General features: G+C 71.0%; 17 protein-coding genes and 1 other RNA gene. 12 read left to right on the top strand and 6 right to left on the bottom strand.

All coding sequences use genetic code 11. The features are described from left to right. Positions 1-68 precede the first annotated feature (68 nt). From ACA089_RS05050 to ACA089_RS05025, 6 genes are all read left to right on the top strand, one after another. Positions 69-860, top strand: a complete 792-nt coding sequence (locus ACA089_RS05050; protein WP_372014021.1) for an SDR family NAD(P)-dependent oxidoreductase — start codon at positions 69-71, stop codon at positions 858-860. A gap of 29 nt (positions 861-889) precedes the next feature. Continuing rightward, the gene (locus tag ACA089_RS05045) at positions 890-2,092 is read left to right on the top strand and encodes an efflux RND transporter periplasmic adaptor subunit (protein ID WP_372014018.1); all 1,203 of its coding nucleotides are present in this window, start codon (positions 890-892) and stop codon (positions 2,090-2,092) included. Between the two features lie 113 nt (positions 2,093-2,205). Beyond that, a complete protein-coding gene (locus ACA089_RS05040; protein WP_372014015.1) occupies positions 2,206-5,376 on the top strand; it encodes an efflux RND transporter permease subunit in 3,171 nt (1,056 codons plus the stop codon). Positions 5,377-5,492: 116 nt separating this feature from the next. Continuing rightward, the gene (locus ACA089_RS05035) at positions 5,493-6,239 is read left to right on the top strand and encodes an SDR family oxidoreductase (RefSeq protein WP_372014012.1); all 747 of its coding nucleotides are present in this window, start codon (positions 5,493-5,495) and stop codon (positions 6,237-6,239) included. Further along, positions 6,233-7,675, top strand: a complete 1,443-nt coding sequence (locus ACA089_RS05030; RefSeq protein WP_372014009.1) for an efflux transporter outer membrane subunit — start codon at positions 6,233-6,235, stop codon at positions 7,673-7,675. Before ACA089_RS05035 ends, ACA089_RS05030 begins: the two co-directional genes overlap by 7 nt. A 58-nt stretch (positions 7,676-7,733) precedes the next feature. Then, positions 7,734-8,213 (top strand): MgtC/SapB family protein, encoded by a 480-nt coding sequence (locus tag ACA089_RS05025; RefSeq protein ID WP_372014007.1) that lies wholly within the window; start codon positions 7,734-7,736, stop codon positions 8,211-8,213. A 7-nt stretch (positions 8,214-8,220) separates the two neighbouring features. On the opposite strand, the gene ACA089_RS05020 is transcribed toward ACA089_RS05025, so the two are convergent. Together ACA089_RS05020 and ACA089_RS05015 are read right to left on the bottom strand one after the other, a co-directional pair. Continuing rightward, positions 8,221-8,457: a hypothetical protein gene (locus ACA089_RS05020; RefSeq protein WP_372014004.1), complete on the bottom strand. Its 237-nt coding sequence runs from the start codon at positions 8,455-8,457 to the stop codon at positions 8,221-8,223. A 99-nt stretch (positions 8,458-8,556) separates the two neighbouring features. Next, positions 8,557-9,204 carry a UdgX family uracil-DNA binding protein gene (locus ACA089_RS05015; RefSeq protein WP_372017665.1) on the bottom strand — a complete coding sequence of 216 codons (648 nt, stop codon included), beginning with the start codon at positions 9,202-9,204 and terminating at the stop codon, positions 8,557-8,559. Between the two features lie 149 nt (positions 9,205-9,353). On the opposite strand from ACA089_RS05015, the gene ssrA reads away from it, so the two are divergent. Next, positions 9,354-9,708: a transfer-messenger RNA gene (ssrA, locus tag ACA089_RS05010) on the top strand. A 75-nt stretch (positions 9,709-9,783) separates the two neighbouring features. On the opposite strand, the gene ACA089_RS05005 is transcribed toward ssrA, so the two are convergent. Both ACA089_RS05005 and smpB read right to left on the bottom strand, forming a co-directional pair. Further along, positions 9,784-9,996: a hypothetical protein gene (locus ACA089_RS05005; protein ID WP_372014001.1), complete on the bottom strand. Its 213-nt coding sequence runs from the start codon at positions 9,994-9,996 to the stop codon at positions 9,784-9,786. A gap of 207 nt (positions 9,997-10,203) precedes the next feature. Beyond that, entirely contained in the window at positions 10,204-10,719 is a 516-nt protein-coding gene (gene smpB, locus ACA089_RS05000) for an SsrA-binding protein SmpB (protein ID WP_372013998.1), read from the bottom strand. 45 nt (positions 10,720-10,764) lie between these two features. Here smpB and ACA089_RS04995 point away from each other — a divergent pair, with 45 nt between their 5' ends. Then, complete coding sequence (locus ACA089_RS04995) at positions 10,765-11,193, top strand: type II toxin-antitoxin system RatA family toxin (RefSeq protein WP_372013995.1); 429 nt, start codon at positions 10,765-10,767, stop codon at positions 11,191-11,193. A gap of 2 nt (positions 11,194-11,195) precedes the next feature. After that, a complete protein-coding gene (locus ACA089_RS04990; protein WP_372017664.1) occupies positions 11,196-11,459 on the top strand; it encodes an RnfH family protein in 264 nt (87 codons plus the stop codon). Here the strand turns inward: ACA089_RS04990 and ACA089_RS04985 are convergent, their stop codons facing one another. After that, complete coding sequence (locus tag ACA089_RS04985; protein ID WP_372013992.1) at positions 11,460-11,864, bottom strand: outer membrane protein assembly factor BamE; 405 nt, start codon at positions 11,862-11,864, stop codon at positions 11,460-11,462. A gap of 116 nt (positions 11,865-11,980) precedes the next feature. Between ACA089_RS04985 and fur the strand changes: the two genes are divergently transcribed. After that, positions 11,981-12,388, top strand: a complete 408-nt coding sequence (gene fur / locus ACA089_RS04980) for a ferric iron uptake transcriptional regulator (protein ID WP_372013989.1) — start codon at positions 11,981-11,983, stop codon at positions 12,386-12,388. 24 nt (positions 12,389-12,412) lie between these two features. Here the strand turns inward: fur and recN are convergent, their stop codons facing one another. Next, positions 12,413-14,158: a DNA repair protein RecN gene (recN, locus tag ACA089_RS04975; protein ID WP_372013986.1), complete on the bottom strand. Its 1,746-nt coding sequence runs from the start codon at positions 14,156-14,158 to the stop codon at positions 12,413-12,415. Positions 14,159-14,289: 131 nt separating this feature from the next. Between recN and hrcA the strand changes: the two genes are divergently transcribed. After that, positions 14,290-15,354 (top strand): heat-inducible transcriptional repressor HrcA, encoded by a 1,065-nt coding sequence (gene hrcA / locus ACA089_RS04970; RefSeq protein ID WP_372013983.1) that lies wholly within the window; start codon positions 14,290-14,292, stop codon positions 15,352-15,354. Positions 15,355-15,441: 87 nt separating this feature from the next. After that, positions 15,442-15,954 (top strand): nucleotide exchange factor GrpE, encoded by a 513-nt coding sequence (gene grpE, locus ACA089_RS04965; protein WP_372013981.1) that lies wholly within the window; start codon positions 15,442-15,444, stop codon positions 15,952-15,954. The last annotated feature ends 105 nt before the right edge of the window (positions 15,955-16,059 follow it).

The raw sequence follows: 16,059 nt of genomic DNA, 5'->3' as shown, positions 1-16,059 counted from the left end.
CCGGCCCCGCGCCGGTCCGCGGCAGGATGCATCGGCGGGATTGTCCCTTGTGCGGGAGAAAATATCCCGTGAGTGGGATGCTCGCTCCCGAAGTCCTGGTCCTGGGCGCCAGCGGCAAGGTCGGCAGCGGCATCGTGTCCGCCCTGCTCGAGGCCGGCAGCCCGGTGCTTGCGGTCGGCCGGGACGCAGGACGGCTGCGGCAGCTCGCCGCCGCCCACGCCGACGAGCCGGGCCTGGAGCTGCTGCCCGGCTCGGTGGCCAACGACCGCCAGGCCGCGCGCCTGGCCGCACAGGTCGCCAGGCGCCCGCGCCCGCTGCGCGCCATCGTCGACGCGGTCGGCGGCACCCACCGCAGCGGGCGCCTGCTCGACCGGCCGGCGTCTTCGCTGCGGCGGATCCTGGACGCCGACGTGCTGCCGCACCTGGCCGCGGCGCGCCACCTGCTGCCGCTGCTGGCCGGCCACGAGGACGTGGTCGGCCGCTACATCCTGATCGGCGGGCCGCAGACCGAGTGCGGGTGGTCCGGCTACGGCCACGCATCGGTCACCGTCGCCGCCTCGCGCATGCTCGCCAAGGTCCTGCACGAGGAAGCCCACGGGCTGGGCGTGCGCCTGCAGCTGCTGGCCGTGGACTCGCCGGTGTGGACGCTGGAGAACGCCGCCCATGCCTGCGCCGGCTGGCCCAGCGCGCTGGCGGTGGGCCGCAACGTGGTGTCCCTGCTGTGCGGGGAGGGCGACACCGGCCGCTGCATCGTTCCGTATTCCTCTCCCCGCGCCGCACCGCCCCGCCGACTGCTCGCGACCGACGTCACCCGTCCGCTGCACACCCTGGCATCGCCCGACAGCGGCCAGGCCGCCTGATTCCTCTTCCTCCCCCAAGGAGCATTCCCATGACGTTCCAATCATCGTTCTCCGGACGTGCGCCGCGCACGCTCGCGTTCGCCGCGGCCAGCGTCCTGGCGCTGGCCGTGATCGCCGGCTGCAGCGGCCAGGCCAGCGAAGGCCCGCCCCCGGCGCCGCAGGTGGGCGTGGCCACCGTCGCGGTCAAGCCGGTCCAGCAGTGGGACGAATACAGCGGCCGCATCGAGGCCGTCGAAAGCGTCGACCTGCGCCCGCGCGTGTCCGGCTACATCGAGCAGGTGAACTACCGCGAAGGCCAGGACGTGAAGAAGGGCGACGTCCTTTTCACCATCGATGCGCGCAGCTACCGGGCCGAGCTGGCCCGCGCCCAGGCCGAGCTGGCCCGCGCCCGTACCCGCGCCGAGCTCGGCCGCAGCGAGGCCGACCGCGCCCGCCGGCTGAGCGAGCAGCAGGTGATCTCGACCGAAACCTGGGAGCAGCGCCGCTCTGCCGCCGAGCAGGCCCAGGCCGATGTCGCCGCCGCACAGGCCGCGGTGGAGTCGGCGAGGCTGGCGGTGGAATGGACCCAGGTGCGGTCGCCGATCGACGGCCGCGCCGGGCGTGCGCTGGTCACCGCCGGCAACCTGGTCGGCGCCGGCGATGCGGCCAGCGTGCTGACCACGGTGGTGTCGCTGGACACCGTCCACGTGCACTTCGACGCCGACGAGCGCAGTTTCCTGCGCTATGCCGAAATGGCCCGCAACGGCCAGCGTCCGAGCGAGCGCGACGGCCGCGTGCCGGTCCAGGTCGCACTGGCCGACGAAGCCGGGTTCCCGCACGCCGGCACCGTCGATTTCCTCGACAACCAGGTCGACAGCGGCACCGGCACCATCCGCGCGCGCGCGGTGCTCGACAACGCCGACCGCCGCTTCACGCCCGGCCTGTACGCACGCGTCCGGGTCCTCGGCAGCGGCGAACTCAAGGCCGCGCTGGTCGACGACAAGGCGGTGCTCACCGACCAGGACCGCAAGTACGTCTACGTGGTCGACGGCGAAGGCAAGGCCCAGCGACGCGACGTGCAGGTCGGCCGCAAGGCCGGCGACCTGCGCATCGTCGAGCAGGGCCTGGCTGCCGGCGACAAGGTGATCGTCAGCGGCGTGCAGAAGGTGTTCTTCCCCGGCATGCCGGTGGACGCGCGCCCGGTGGCGGATGCGGCAAAGCCGGCCGCCGCGCCGGCCGTCGCCGCCAACTGACCCCGCACTGATCCAGCGGCCCGGGCTGCGCCTGGCCGCGATGTCCGAAGCCCACCCTGCCGCGCATGCGGGAGGGACAGGGCGTTCTTTCCGACTTCCAAGGAAATCCACCCATGGACTTCTCCCGATTCTTCATCGACCGGCCGATCTTCGCCGCGGTGCTGTCGATCGTGATCTTCGCCGCCGGCCTGATCGCGATCCCGCTGCTGCCGGTCGGCGAGTACCCCGAAGTGGTGCCGCCCTCGGTGGTGGTGCGCACCGTCTATCCGGGCGCCAACCCCAAGGTCATCGCCGAAACCGTGGCCACACCGCTGGAAGAAGCGATCAACGGCGTCGAGGACATGATGTACCTCAAGTCCGTCGCCGGCTCCGACGGCGTGCTGCAGCTGACCGCGACCTTCAAGCCGGGCACCGACCCGGACGAGGCCGCCGTGCGCGTGCAGAACCGCGTGGCGCAGGCGCAGGCACGCCTGCCCGAGGACGTGCGCCGGCAGGGCATCACCACCCAGAAGCAGTCCCCGGTGTTCCTGATGGTGGTGCACCTGGTGTCCAAGGACGGGCGGTACGATTCGCTTTACCTGCGCAATTACATGCGGCTGCACGTCAAGGACGAGATGGCGCGGATTCCAGGCGTAGGCGACGCGCAGCAGTTCGGCGGCGGCGACTACGCCATGCGCATCTGGCTCGATCCGGACAAGGTCGCCGCCCGCGGCATGACCGCCGGCGACGTGCTGGCCGCGGTGCGCGAGCAGAACGTACAGGTGTCCGCCGGCCAGCTCGGTGCCGAACCCATGCCCAACGGCAGCGACTTCCTGCTGCCGATCAACGCCAAGGGCCGCCTGGAGACCGCCGAGGAGTTCGGCAACATCGTGCTCAAGAGCGGCGCGGACGGGCAGGTCGTGCGCCTGTCCGACGTGGCCCGGGTCGAACTGGCGGCCGGCGACTACACGTTGCGGGCGCGCCTGAACGGCATGAACGCCTCGGCGATCGGCATCTTCCAGGCGCCCGGCGCCAACGCACTCGATATCCGCGACGCGGTCACCGAAAAGATGGAGCAGATCCGCAAGACCCTGCCGCCGGGCGTGGAAATCACCTCGGTGTACGACACCACGGTGTTCGTCCGCGATTCGATCAAGTCGGTGGTGACCACGCTGCTGGAAGCCACGCTGCTGGTGGTGCTGGTGGTGATCCTGTTCCTGCAGACCTGGCGCGCCTCGATCATCCCGCTGCTGGCCGTGCCGGTGTCGGTGGTGGGCACGTTCGCGGTGCTGTACCTGCTGGGCTATTCGATCAACACCCTGACCCTGTTCGGCCTGGTGCTGGCGATCGGTATCGTGGTCGACGACGCCATCGTGGTGGTGGAGAACGTCGAGCGCCATATCGAGCACGGCGCCACGCCGCTGGAGGCGGCGCACCTGGCCATGCGCGAGGTGTCCGGCCCGATCATCGCGATCGCGCTGGTGCTGTGCGCGGTATTCGTGCCGATGGCGTTCCTGACCGGGGTCACCGGCCAGTTCTACAAGCAGTTCGCCGTCACCATCGCCATCTCCACGGTGATCTCGGCGATCAATTCGCTGACCCTGTCGCCGGCGCTGGCGGCCAAGCTGCTGCGGCCGCACGACGCGCCCAAGGATCCGCTGTCGCGCCTGCTGGACCGGCTGTTCGGTGGCGTGTTCCGCCCGTTCAACCGCTTCTTCAAGCGCAGTTCCGAGCGCTACGAGGGGGCCGTTTCCAGGGCCCTGGGCCGGCGCGGCGCGGTGTTCGCGGTGTACGTCGTGCTGCTGCTGGGCGCGGGCGTGATGTTCAAGGCGGTGCCGGCCGGCTTCATCCCGGTGCAGGACAAGCTGTACCTGATCGCCGGCGTGAAGATGCCCGAAGGCGCCTCGATCGAGCGCACCGACGCGGTGCTGAAGAAGATGGCGGCCATGGCCATGGAAGTGGAGGGCGTGCAGGACGAGATCGCGTTCCCCGGCCTGAACCCGCTGCAGTTCACCAATACGCCCAACAGCGGCGTGGTGTTCTTCAACCTCAAGCCGTTCGGAGAGCGCAAGAACAGCGCCGAGCAGATCACCGCCGAGCTCAACAAGCGCTTTGCCAGCATCGAGGAGGGCTTCACTTTCGCCTTCATGCCGCCGCCGATCCAGGGCCTGGGCAATGGTTCGGGCTGGTCGCTGTTCGTCGAGGACCGCACCCGGCTGGGCTATGGCGAACTGCAGGCGGCGGTGCAGGCGTTCCAGGGCGCGGCGGCGCAGACGCCCGGCCTGGGCTTCCCGATCAGCAGCTACCAGGCCAACGTGCCCCAGCTGGACGCCGAGGTCGACCGGGTCAAGGCCAAGGCGCAGGGCGTGCCGCTGACCGAGCTGTTCGACACGCTCCAGACCTACCTCGGGTCGGCCTACGTCAACGACTTCAACATGTTCGGCCGCACCTGGCAGGTCATCGCGCAGGCCGACGGACAGTTCCGCGACAATGTCGAGGACATCGCCAACCTGCGTACCCGCAACGCCAACGGCGAGATGGTGCCGGTCGGATCCATGGTCGACATCCGCCAGACCTACGGGCCGGACCCGGTGATCCGCTTCAATGGCTACCCGGCCGCCGACCTGCTCGGCGAGGCCGACCCGCGCGTGCTGTCCTCGGGCGAGGCGATGGCCAAGGTCGTCGAACTGGCGCAGCAGGCGCTGCCGCCGGGTATGGGCATCGACTGGAGCGACCTGAGCTACCAGCAGGCGACGCAGGGCAAGGCCGCGCTGGTGGTGTTCCCGCTGGCGGTGCTGCTGGCCTTCCTGGTGCTGGCCGCGCTATACGAGAGCTGGACCCTGCCGCTGGCGGTGATCCTGATCGTGCCGATGACGCTGCTGTCGGCGCTGCTGGGCGTGTGGCTGGCCGGCGGCGACAACAACGTGTTCGTGCAGGTGGGCCTGGTGGTGCTGATGGGCCTGGCCTGCAAGAACGCGATCCTGATCGTCGAATTCGCCCGCGAGCTCGAACTCCAGGGCAAGGACATCGTGACGGCGGCGCTTGAAGCCTGCCGCCTGCGCCTGCGCCCGATCGTGATGACCTCGGTGGCCTTCATCGCCGGCACGGTGCCGCTGGTGCTGTCCACCGGCGCCGGCGCCGAAGTGCGTTCGATCACCGGCATCACCGTGTTCGCCGGCATGCTCGGCGTGACCGTGTTCGGCCTGTTCCTGACCCCCGTGTTCTACGTGGCGCTGCGCAAGCTCGCCAACCGCCCGCTGGTGTCGCATGCACCGCCGGCCGGGACGGCTGGAGTGCACGCCTAGCCGCTGCGATGTCCGGATCCGGCGAGCCCGTTGCGCCGCCGGATGCGATGTTCCGTTCCCTCCGGCACCGGCATTCCGCCGTGCGCCGGGAACACCACCCCCGAGGAAACCCAGTCATGACCACCCCAATCCGAATCGCCCTGGTCACCGGCGCCACCCGCGGCATCGGCCTCGAAACCGTCCGCCAGCTGGCGGCCAGCGGCGTGCGCACGTTGCTGGCCGGTCGCGACCTCGGCCGCGCCTCGGCCGCGGCCTCCGCGCTCGAAGCCGAAGGCCTGCCGGTCGAAGCCATCGCCCTGGACGTCACCGACGAAGCCAGCATCGCCGAAGCCGTGCGCACGGTGCAGTCGCGCCACGGCCGCCTCGACATCCTGGTCAACAACGCCGGCATCCTCGCCGACGATCCGGCGCTGAAGCCGTCGCAGCAGACGCTGCAGGCCTGGCGCACCACCTTCGACACCAACCTGTTCGGACTGGTCGCGGTGACCAACGCCTTCCTGCCGCTGCTGCACGCATCGGATTCGGCGCGCATCGTCAACGTGTCCAGCGTACTGGGCTCCATCTCCGAGCACCTCAACCCGAAATCCTTCATCTACGACTTCAAGATCCCGGCCTACAACGTGTCCAAGACCGCGGTGAATGCCTGGACGGTGCAGCTGGCCCACGAGCTGAAGGGCTCGCGGATCAAGGTCAACACCATCCATCCCGGCTACGTGCGGACCGACATGAACCGCAGCGGCGACCAGCAGAACGGCGAGCTCGAGGTCGCAGACGGCGCGCGGACCAGCGTGCGCCTGGCGCTGGTCGGCGATGACGGCCCCAACGGCGGCTTCTTCTACATGGACGACGAACTGCCATGGTGACCCGTCCGCTGCTGATCGCCATGGCCACCGCGCTGCTTGCCGGCTGCGCGGTCGGCCCCGACTACCGCGCGGCGGCGCCGCAGCCGGTGCACCTCCACCATGCCCGGGCACCCGGCACCTACGTGGGCGACTCGCCGGTCGCCGACTGGTGGCGGCAGTTCGAGGACCCGGTGCTGGACCGGCTGGTCGGCGACGCGCTCGCGGCCAATCCCGACCTACGCATCGCGGTGACGCGCGTGCGCGCGGCACGCGCGGTGTTCGTCGAGCGTCGCCTCGATCCCTGGCCGCACGTCGGCGCCAGCGCCGGCCAGCTGCGGACCGGCCAGGCGGACCCGGTCGTGGACGCGCGCACCACCAGCGAGAGCTACAGCCTGGGCTTCGATGCGGCCTGGGAGCTGGACCTGTTCGGCCGCCTGCGCCGCGGGGCCGAGGCGGCCCGCGCCGACCTCGAGGCCGAACAGGCGGGGCTGGAGGACGTGCAGGTCAGCGTCGCGGCCGAGGTGGCGCGCAACTACTTCCTCCTCCGTGGCGTGCAGAAGCGCCTCGAGGTCGCGGCCCGCACCCTGGACAACCTGCGCGAGACCCAGCACCTGACCGAAGTGCGGCAGGAACTGGGCGCGGGCAGCGAACTGGACGTGCAGAGCAGCCGGACCCGGATCAAGGCGATCGAGGCCGACATCCCGCTGCTGGAAACCGCCGCGGCCCGCGCCCGGCACCGGCTCGCGGTGCTGCTCGGACTGGCCCCCGGCTCGCTGGACGCCATGCTCGTCCCGCGCCAGACGCCGGCCTACGCCAGGGCATTGCCGCTGGGCGACACGCGCGAGCTGCTGCGCCAGCGGGCCGACGTGCGCTCGGCCGAGCGGCGGCTGGCCGCGGCGACGGCGCGCGTGGGCGTGGCCACCGCCGACCTGTTCCCGCGGATCAGCATCACCGGGTTCGCCGGCTTCATATCCGGTGACCTGGGCGGGCTGGTTTCCGGGAGCAACAAGGCATGGTCGGTGAACCCCGCGATCAGCTGGGCCGCGTTCGACATGGGCAGCGTGCGCGCCCGTCTGCGGGCGGCCGAGGCCGGCGCCGACGGCGTGGCCGTCGAGTACGAGAAAGCGGTGCTGGCCGCGCTGGAGGATGCCGAGAACTCGCTGCTGGACTACACCCGCCGCCAGGAACGGTTGCGCATCGTCGTCGAGCAGGCCGCGGCCGCGCACCGCGCCGAGCAGCTGGCGCGGGCCGGGTACCGCGAGGGCGCGGCGGACTTCCTGGCCCTGCTCGATGCCCAGCGCACCCAGCTGGCGGCCGACGACGCGCTGGCCGATGCCGAGGCGGCGGTGAACATCGCCGCCGTGGCGGTCTACAAGGCGCTGGGCGGGGCAGGGCGGGCGCCGGAGCGGGAAGGCGACGGCCTGGCCGCGGTCGAACTGCGCGCGCCAGGACGCTGAGCGGGTCGCCGGGGCGCCTTCACGGCGCCTCCGCGGCGCCTTGGCCATCGTGCGCGCCATGGACTGGATCGAGGAACTGCGGGTACTGCCCGGCGTGCTCTATGCGATGGCGCTCGGCGGCGCGATCGGCTTCGAGCGCGAGTTGAAGGATCGCCCGGCCGGCTTCCGCACGCACATGCTGGTGGCCGGCACCGCGGCCCTGCTGCTCGGCCTGAGCCGGATGGTGCTCGAGGACGGCCAGTACGGCGGCAAGGGCCTGCAGATCGATCCCCTGCGCCTGGTGGAGGCGGTGATCGCGGGCGTGTCCTTCATCGGCGCGGGCACGATCTTCGCCAGCCGCAGCGGCGAAAGCGTGCAGGGCATCACCACCGCAGCCTCGCTACTGGCGGTCGCCGCGATCGGGATCACCGTCGGCTTCCGCTACTACGTGCTGGCCCTGGCGATCACCGCGTTGACCCTGGCGGTGCTGACCGTCCTGCGCGCGCTCGAACGCCGTGCGGTGCGGTCGATCGAAGGCGACCAGGGTCGGGGCGGCTGAGCCGGGCTCAGACCCGGTCCTCGATGCCGCGCACGCCGGCGTGTCCGGCGCAGTGGGCGCAGCAGAAGAACCGTCCGTCGTGCTCGGCGCCATGGCCGACGATCCTGCAGCCACAATGCTCGCAGGTCGGGGCCACCGCGTGGATGGCGCATTCGAACGAATCGTAGGTACCGCGGGTGCCGTCGGCCTGCACCAGCTGGAAAGCCTTGTCGTAGTCGTTCCCGCAGACGTCGCAGCGTGCCATGGGCATGTCCTCGCACGGAGAGTCCGCATTCGACCGCGACCCATGTGAAAGGCGGGCGATCATCCCTTGCACGGCGTGCACGCTTTCACCGGTGGCGCATCACCGTGCGGCATCCGCTGCGCTGGTGAGGTCCGCCAGCAGCTGGGCGCGTGCCTGCGCGCGCTGCGGCGCCCGCATCCGCAGGATCGCCGACGGATGCCATGTCGCCAGCGCGCGGGTCTGCGGTCCCAGGGCCTGCCATAGGCCGCGGTCGCGGGTGACGCTGAAGCCGTTGCCGAACAGGGTCTGCGCCGCCATCGCGCCGAGCGCCACGACGACCCCGGGACGCAGGCGGTCCAGTTCGGCGGCGAGCCAGGGGCGGCATGCCGCCTGTTCGGACGCCGACGCGCGGCTGTGCACGCGTCGCTTGCCGCGCGGCACGAACTTGAAGTGCTTGACCGTGTTGGTGAGATAGAGCGTGCGTGGATCCAGGCCGGCTTCCTCCAGCAACCCACGCAGCAGGCGCCCGGCCGGGCCGACGAAAGGCCGGCCACCGAGGTCTTCCTCCGACCCCGGCTGCTCGCCGACGAGCATGAGCCGCGCCCGCGCCGGTCCGTACCCGAAGACCGTCTGCGTCGCCGGGCGCCAGAGCGGGCATCGGCGGCACCCGGCGGCCTTGCGCCGCAGGCGGCCGAGCGAACCGGCGGGTATTTCCGCGACGGGCTTGGCCAGTCGCGGCGGGTCCTCATGGCCGTTGCGGGCGCTCATGGACCGAGCGTGCACCGCCTGCCGTCGGTTCGCGGTGAACCGCATGCCGGCCTGAATGGTGGCATCCCGCGCGCGGGCAGGCCGCTTGAAGCGGCCGGGAGCCATCCCTACACTGGCTGCGTCTGGCGATGTCTTCGCCCGAAGTTTCCGGGGGTGTCCTGGTTTCGACGGGGGTTGCGAAATCGACTGGCGCATGCCGAGGGGGCAGCTTTCCTCGTTAATCCAGCGGCAAAACTCATAGTTGCCAACGACGACAACTACGCTCTCGCCGCTTAAGGCGTAGCCCCGAACCCACTTGTGCCTGTGCTCGTGGATGTAGGGTCATTATCACGGGATCGCCGGGGGTGGTTGCCTGTCAGCCTCCGTCCAAAACAAAGCAGGCTTGTCCTAGGGTGCGCTTAGCACGCCGTGCTGCCACGGGACGAGAACCAACGGTGAGCTAAGCATGTAGTGCCGGAGATGGAGTGCCTTCGGACGGCGGTTCAACTCCGCCCACCTCCACCAATGCGCCGCCGCTGGCGGCAGGAACGCAGAAGGCCGGGATCGCTCCCGGCCTTTTGCGTTCCGCGATGCGGTCGATCAGGGGAAGGAGGCGACCAGCTCCAGCTCGCCGTCGTCGTTCTCCGCCTCGATCCGGGTGGGGATGAAGCGGAGCCCGGCGCGGGAATCGGCGATGACCCGGGCGATCTGCATGGCCTGCTCGCGTTCGAGGAACCAGAACGAGGGCGTGCCGTTGTCGATCAACCGCCAACCACCATGGGATCCGACCAGTTGCAGGGTGCTGGCGTCCATCGGAAGGCCTTTCGCGAGAAGGGTCCCCGGCCCGGCATCCTGCCGGCGACCTTGTCCATTGCAGAGCGGTTCCGTTGCTGGCGGTGCAAGCCGTTCTGCCGGGGCGGTCACAGATTGCCCGGTGAAGGCGGTATCACGCAGTCAGACTGAACCCCGACGTGGTGTAGGAATTTTCCTACCCGCGCTGGGCGGGGCCGCGAAGCCGGGTCAGGCGTCCTTGTTGTGGCGGCGCATGGCGCGCTGCTTCTCGCGCTGCCAGTCCCGCTCCTTGGCGGTGTCGCGTTTGTCGTGCTCCTGCTTGCCCTTGGCCAGCGCGATCTCGAGCTTGACCTTGTTCCGGCTCCAGTACATCGCGGTGGGCACCAGGGTGTAGCCGTCGCGCTGGACGCGGCCGACGAGCTTGTCGATCTCGTGCCGGTGCAGCAGGAGCTTGCGCGTGCGCCGGTCGTTGGCGACCACGTGCGTGGAGGCCTGGATCAGCGGCGTGATCTGGGCCCCGATCAGGTAGATCTCGCCATCCTGGATGTAGGCGTAGCCGTCGGTCAGGTTCGCCCGGCCGGCGCGGATCGCCTTGACCTCCCAGCCCTGCAGCGCCAGCCCGGCCTCGACCCGGTCGACCAGGTGGTACTCGTGGCGCGCCCGCTTGTTCAGGGCGATGGTGCGGTTGGCCGGCTCGGCCTTCGCCTTGGCCTTTGCCTTATCATTGGCCGGATTCTTGCTCATCCCGCCATTGTCGCCCAAATCGGGTGGCCGCAGACGCCCCGCCGCATGCCGAGCATCCAACGCAGCGCCCTGGTCGAACACTCGGCCGCCCGCATGTTCGACCTGGTCAACGACGTGGCCGCCTATCCGCGACGGTTCGCTTGGTGCGAGCAGGCGCAGGTGCTGGAGCAGGACGAGGGGCGGATGCTGGCCCGGCTGGACCTGGGGCTGGGATCGCTGCGGACCTGGTTCACGACCGAGAACCGGCTCGAGCGGCCGCACCGGATCGACATGCAGCTGCGTGATGGCCCGTTCCGCAGCTTGCACGGGGTATGGACGTTCCACGTGCTGGACGAATCGTCGTGCAAGGTGTCGCTGGCCCTGGATTTCGAACCGCATTCCAGGCTGCTGGGACCGGTGTTCACCCTCGGCTTCCAGGCGCTCGCCGACCGCATGGTCGACGATTTCGTGCGCGTCGCCGATCGCGGGGAATGACGATGCTGCGCGTGCAGGTCATCGCCGCGCGACCCCATGTCTGCCTGGCGCGCGAGCTGCAGCTGGAGGAGGGCGCCACCGTGGCTGACGCGGCACGGCTGGCGGCACTCGATGCCGGAGAGGTGGCCGGCTACGCCGTATTCGGGCTGCGCGTCGAGCCTTCGACCGTGCTCCGCGACGGCGACCGCGTGGAAGTGCTCAGGCCCCTGCAGGCCGATCCGAAGGAGGCCAGGCGCCAGCGCGCCCGTCGCCAGCGCGGCGGCTGATCAGCGCCGGCCCTTCTTGCCCTTGTCCTTCGCCAGGTTGGGTCCGAACTGCCGATAGGCGTTCCGGGACAGCTCCAGGTCCTGCTCGGGGAAGTAGTCGCCGTCCCAGCGCACGAGGCTGTCGTTCTCGAAGTACAGGGTCAGCGTCTTGGATTCGACCGTGCCGCGGCGGTTGGTGCGCTCGGTGGCGATGTAGTCCCAGCGCTGGGCGTGGAACGGGTCCTGGACCGAGGGCGTGCCCAGCAAACCGGCGACCTGCTGCTTGCTCAACCCCGGCTTGAGCTGGTCGACCGACTCCTTCTCCATCAGGTTGCCCTGGTAGATCGGCTGCTTGTAGAGCGCGCCACAGCCGGCGACGGCAAGCGAGAGGGGAGCGATCAGCAGCAGGCGACGGAAGCTGGGCATTGCGGGCACGCGGGGCGGAGATGGGCCGATGATACACTCCCGGCGCGCCCGCGGGCCGCCGTGCCAAGTCCGGCGGTAAACAGGCAGTGAACGGACCGGAACAACGGAGTGAGGCCATGGAATCGAACGACCTGCGCCGCGTCGGGCTGAAGGTGACCCATCCGCGCATGCGCATCCTCGAACTGCTGGAGGAGAAGCAGCCCCAGCACCACCTCACCGCCGAGGACATCTACCGCCGCCTGCTCGAACACGGCGACGAGATCGGCCTGGCGACCGTGTACCGGGTGCTGACCCAGTTCGAGGCGGCCGGCCTGGTCATCAAGCACAACTTCGAGGGCGGCCAGGCGATCTACGAACTGGACCGCGGCGGCCACCACGACCACATGGTCGACGTGGACACCGGCAAGATCATCGAGTTCGAAAGCCCGGAAATCGAGAAACTCCAGCGCGAGATCGCGGCCAAGCACGGCTACGAGCTGGAGGAGCACTCGCTGGTGCTGTACGTCCGCAAGAAGCGTCGCTGACCGGCGGCGGTCGGCCAGCGGGCCTCAGCGTCCCCGCGACGCCGCCCGCCGGGCGCGGACCGGTACGTCCGCCGTGTCTTCCGGTGCATCGGCGGCGACCGCCTCGTCGAGCAGCCGCCTCGCGGCGGCATGGGCCTCCGGGCCGATCTCGACGCCGCCCAGCATCCGCGCCAGTTCGTGTTCGCGCCCGCCGTCGTCGAGCAGCTCGACCGCGCTCCGGGTGATGCCTTCGACCGGCGCCTTGCTGACCCGGTAATGCGCATGGCCCTGCGCGGCCACCTGCGGCAGGTGGGTCACGCACAGCACCTGGCGTGCGCGGCCCAGGGCGCGCAACTTGCGGCCGACGATCTCGGCTACCGCGCCGCCGATGCCCGAATCGACCTCGTCGAAGACCATCGTCGGCACCGCGTCCGAGCCGAGCGCGGCGACCTCGATGGCCAGCGAGATCCGCGACAGCTCGCCGCCGGAGGCGACCTTGCGGAGCGGCCGCGGCGGCTGGCCGGCATTGGCGGCGACCATGAACTCCACGCGTTCGGCGCCGTTGGGGTCGGGGCGGTGGCCGGCACCGCCTTCCGGTTCGACCAGCTCGACCAGGAAGCGTCCGCCACCCATGCCCAGCTCGGCGATCAGGTCGCTGGTCGCGGTCGCCAAGGACTCGGCGGTGCTGCGCCGGGTCGCGGTAAGCGCCGCGGCGGCATCGCGCCACGCCTGCGTGGCCGCGGCGATTTCGCCGTCTAGACGCTGGAGGCGTTCGCCCGCGCCGCGCAGGGTGGCCAGTTCGGCGGCGATCCGGTCGCGGTGCGCCGCCAGTTCGGCCGGGGCCAGGCGGTGCTTGCGGGCCAGGTCATGGATGCGGCCCAGGCGGCGTTCGAGCTGGTCGAACCGGGCCGGATCCACCTCCAGGTCGTCGCGGATGCGGCCGACCAGGGCCAGCGCTTCCTCGACCTGCACGCTGGCGCCCTCAAGCATGCCGTCGACCTCGGCCAGGCGCGGCTCGTGCTCGGCGGCGCGGGCCAGCGCGCTGCGGGTCTGCTGCAGCTGGCGCGCAAGCGAAGGCGACTCCTCGCCGCCGAGGCGGGCCAGCGCGTCGTCGCAGGCCGCGATCAGCCCGGTCGCGTTGGCCTGGCGGCGATGGGCAAGGTCGAGCGCTTCCAGCGCGGCCGGGTCGAGGTCTTCGCGTTCCAGCTCGCCCAGCTGGTGTTCGAGCCAGCCGATGCGGTCGGACACGTCGCCCTGGGCCTGCAGGTGCTCGCGTTCGGCCAGCAGCGCCTGCCACGCCGCGGCGGCGGCGCGCACCGCGGCGCGTTCGGATTCGTTGCGCGCATGGCCGTCGAGCAGCGCCAGCTGGCTGGCGCGCGCCAGCAGGGACTGGTGCTCGTGCTGGCCATGGATCTCGACCAGCAGGCCGGCGAGATCGGCCAGCTGGGCCAGCGTCACCGGACGGCCATTGACCCAGGCGCGCGAGCCACCGTCGGCGCGGATCACCCGTCGCAGCTGGCACTGGCCGTCCTCGTCCAGCTCGTGCTCCAGCAGCCACTCGCGGGCGGCCGGACTGCCCGCCAGGTCGAAGTCGGCCGAAAGCTCGGCACGCTCGCTGCCGTGGCGGACCACGCCGCTGTCGGCACGCAGGCCCGACAGGAAGCCGAGCGCATCCACCAGCAGCGACTTGCCGGCCCCGGTCTCGCCCGAGATGACGGTCATGCCCGGGCCGAACTCCAGCTCCGTGGCGCGGACGACGGCGAAATCCTTGAGGGCGAGGTGGCTGAGCATGGCCGTATTGTAGGGGCGGGCAGGGGCGGACCACGGACGGTCGAAGCGTGTCGTGGCCGCATCGCACCGGCTGAGACGGAGGGCGGCACGGGTGCTTGCGGCCGCCCCGCCGCTGGCGCTATCTATCGCCCATGAATGCCACGCCCCCCCCGGCTGCCCCGCTCCACCCGCGCGCGCGCCAGTTGCTGCGCACCCTGATCGGGCGCTACATCCGCGACGGCGAGCCGGTGGGCTCGCAGACCCTGGCCCGCCATGCCGGGCTGGACGTCAGCCCGGCCACGATCCGCAACATCCTGGCCGACCTGGAGGACAGCGGCCTGCTCAGCTCGCCGCACACGTCCGCCGGGCGCGTGCCGACGGTGCAGGGCTACCGGGTGTTCGTCGACAGCCTGCTGCAGGTCAAGTCGCTGGGCGAGCGCGAGGTGGCGCGGCTGCGCGCGGAGATGACCGCCGGTGCCGGCACCCAGGCCCTGCTCGGGAACGCCTCGGAGCTGCTGTCGGCGATGACCCACTTCGTCGGCGTGGTCGGCGCCCCCAGGCGCGAACAGTTCGCCTTCCGCCAGATCGACTTCGTTCCGCTGGGCGGGCGGCGGGTGCTGGCGATCGTCGTGTTCGCCGACGGCGAGGTGCAGAACCGGGTGGTCGAGCCGCAGCGCGCGTTCCAGCCGGCGGAGCTGGAGAAAGTCGCCAACTACCTCAATGCCCACTGTGCCGGCCGTCCGCTGGCGCAGATCCGGGCGACCCTGCTGCACGAGCTGCGCCAGGCCCGCGACGAGATGGAGCTGCTGCTGGCCCAGTCGGTCGAACTGGCCGAGCAGGCGCTGGAGCCGCCGGGCGACGACATGGTGCTGGCCGGGCAGACCCGGCTGATGGGCCTGCAGGACCTGTCGGACGTGGAGCGGCTGCGCGAGCTGTTCGAGGCCTTCGCCCGCAAGCGCGAGATCCTGCAGCTGCTGGAGCGGACCCAGCGCGCGCCCGGGGTGCGGATCTTCATCGGCGAGGAAACCGGCCTGGCGCCGCTGGAGGGCATGTCGCTGGTGACCGCCCCCTACGGCGCCGGCGGGCAGGTGCTGGGCGTCCTGGGGGTGATCGGTCCGACCCGGATGGCCTACGACCGGGTGATCCCGGTGGTCCAGGCCGCCGCCGACGTGCTGGGGACGGCGCTGCAGGGTCCCGGGGAGCGTCCGTCGCCCTGAGCGGCGGGCCGGTGACTTGAATCGGCCCGGTCCAGTCCCCATTGGGGCCGGGTAGGGCGGCCAGGAGCGCCGCCAGGGAGCCTTTGCATGACCGAACACCCCAACCCGACCCCCGGCGACCAGAACGACGCCCCCCTCGAATCGCAGCTGCGCGACGAGATCGAGGCCCTGCGCGGCGAGATCGAGCAGCTGCGCGCCGATTCGCTGCGCGAGCGCGCCGACCTGGAGAACCAGCGCAAGCGCGTGGCCCGGGACGTCGAACAGGCTCGCCGCTTCGCCAACGAGCGCCTGCTGGGCGAGCTGCTGCCGGTGTTCGACAGCCTCGATGCCGGCCTGGCCGCGGCGGGCGACCAGACCGGCCCGCTCAAGGACGGCATGGAACTGACCTACCGCCAGCTGCTCAAGGTCGCCGGCGACAACGGGCTGGTGGTGGTCGACCCCGCGGGGCAGCCGTTCAATCCGGACCACCACCAGGCCATCAGCCAGGCCGACCCGGGCGATGCCGCGCCGGGCAGCGTGCTGCAGGTGTTCCAGAAGGGCTACGTGCTCAACGACCGCCTGCTGCGTCCGGCGCTGGTCGTGGTGGCGCGCCACGACTGAATCCGTCCCATCGCCGCTGCGACGCCTACTTGAAGCGCGTCCGCGCGGCCCTATCTAGCGATCAAGGCCCGGTGGCACGGGGCCGCACCATTCCCGAGGGAGCAC

The sequence above is a fragment of the Pseudoxanthomonas fibrivorans genome, from assembly GCF_041464125.1.
Taxonomy (GTDB): domain Bacteria; phylum Pseudomonadota; class Gammaproteobacteria; order Xanthomonadales; family Xanthomonadaceae; genus Pseudoxanthomonas.
Note: the sequence above shows the minus strand (reverse complement) of the source record. Positions and strands in the feature narration are given on the sequence as shown.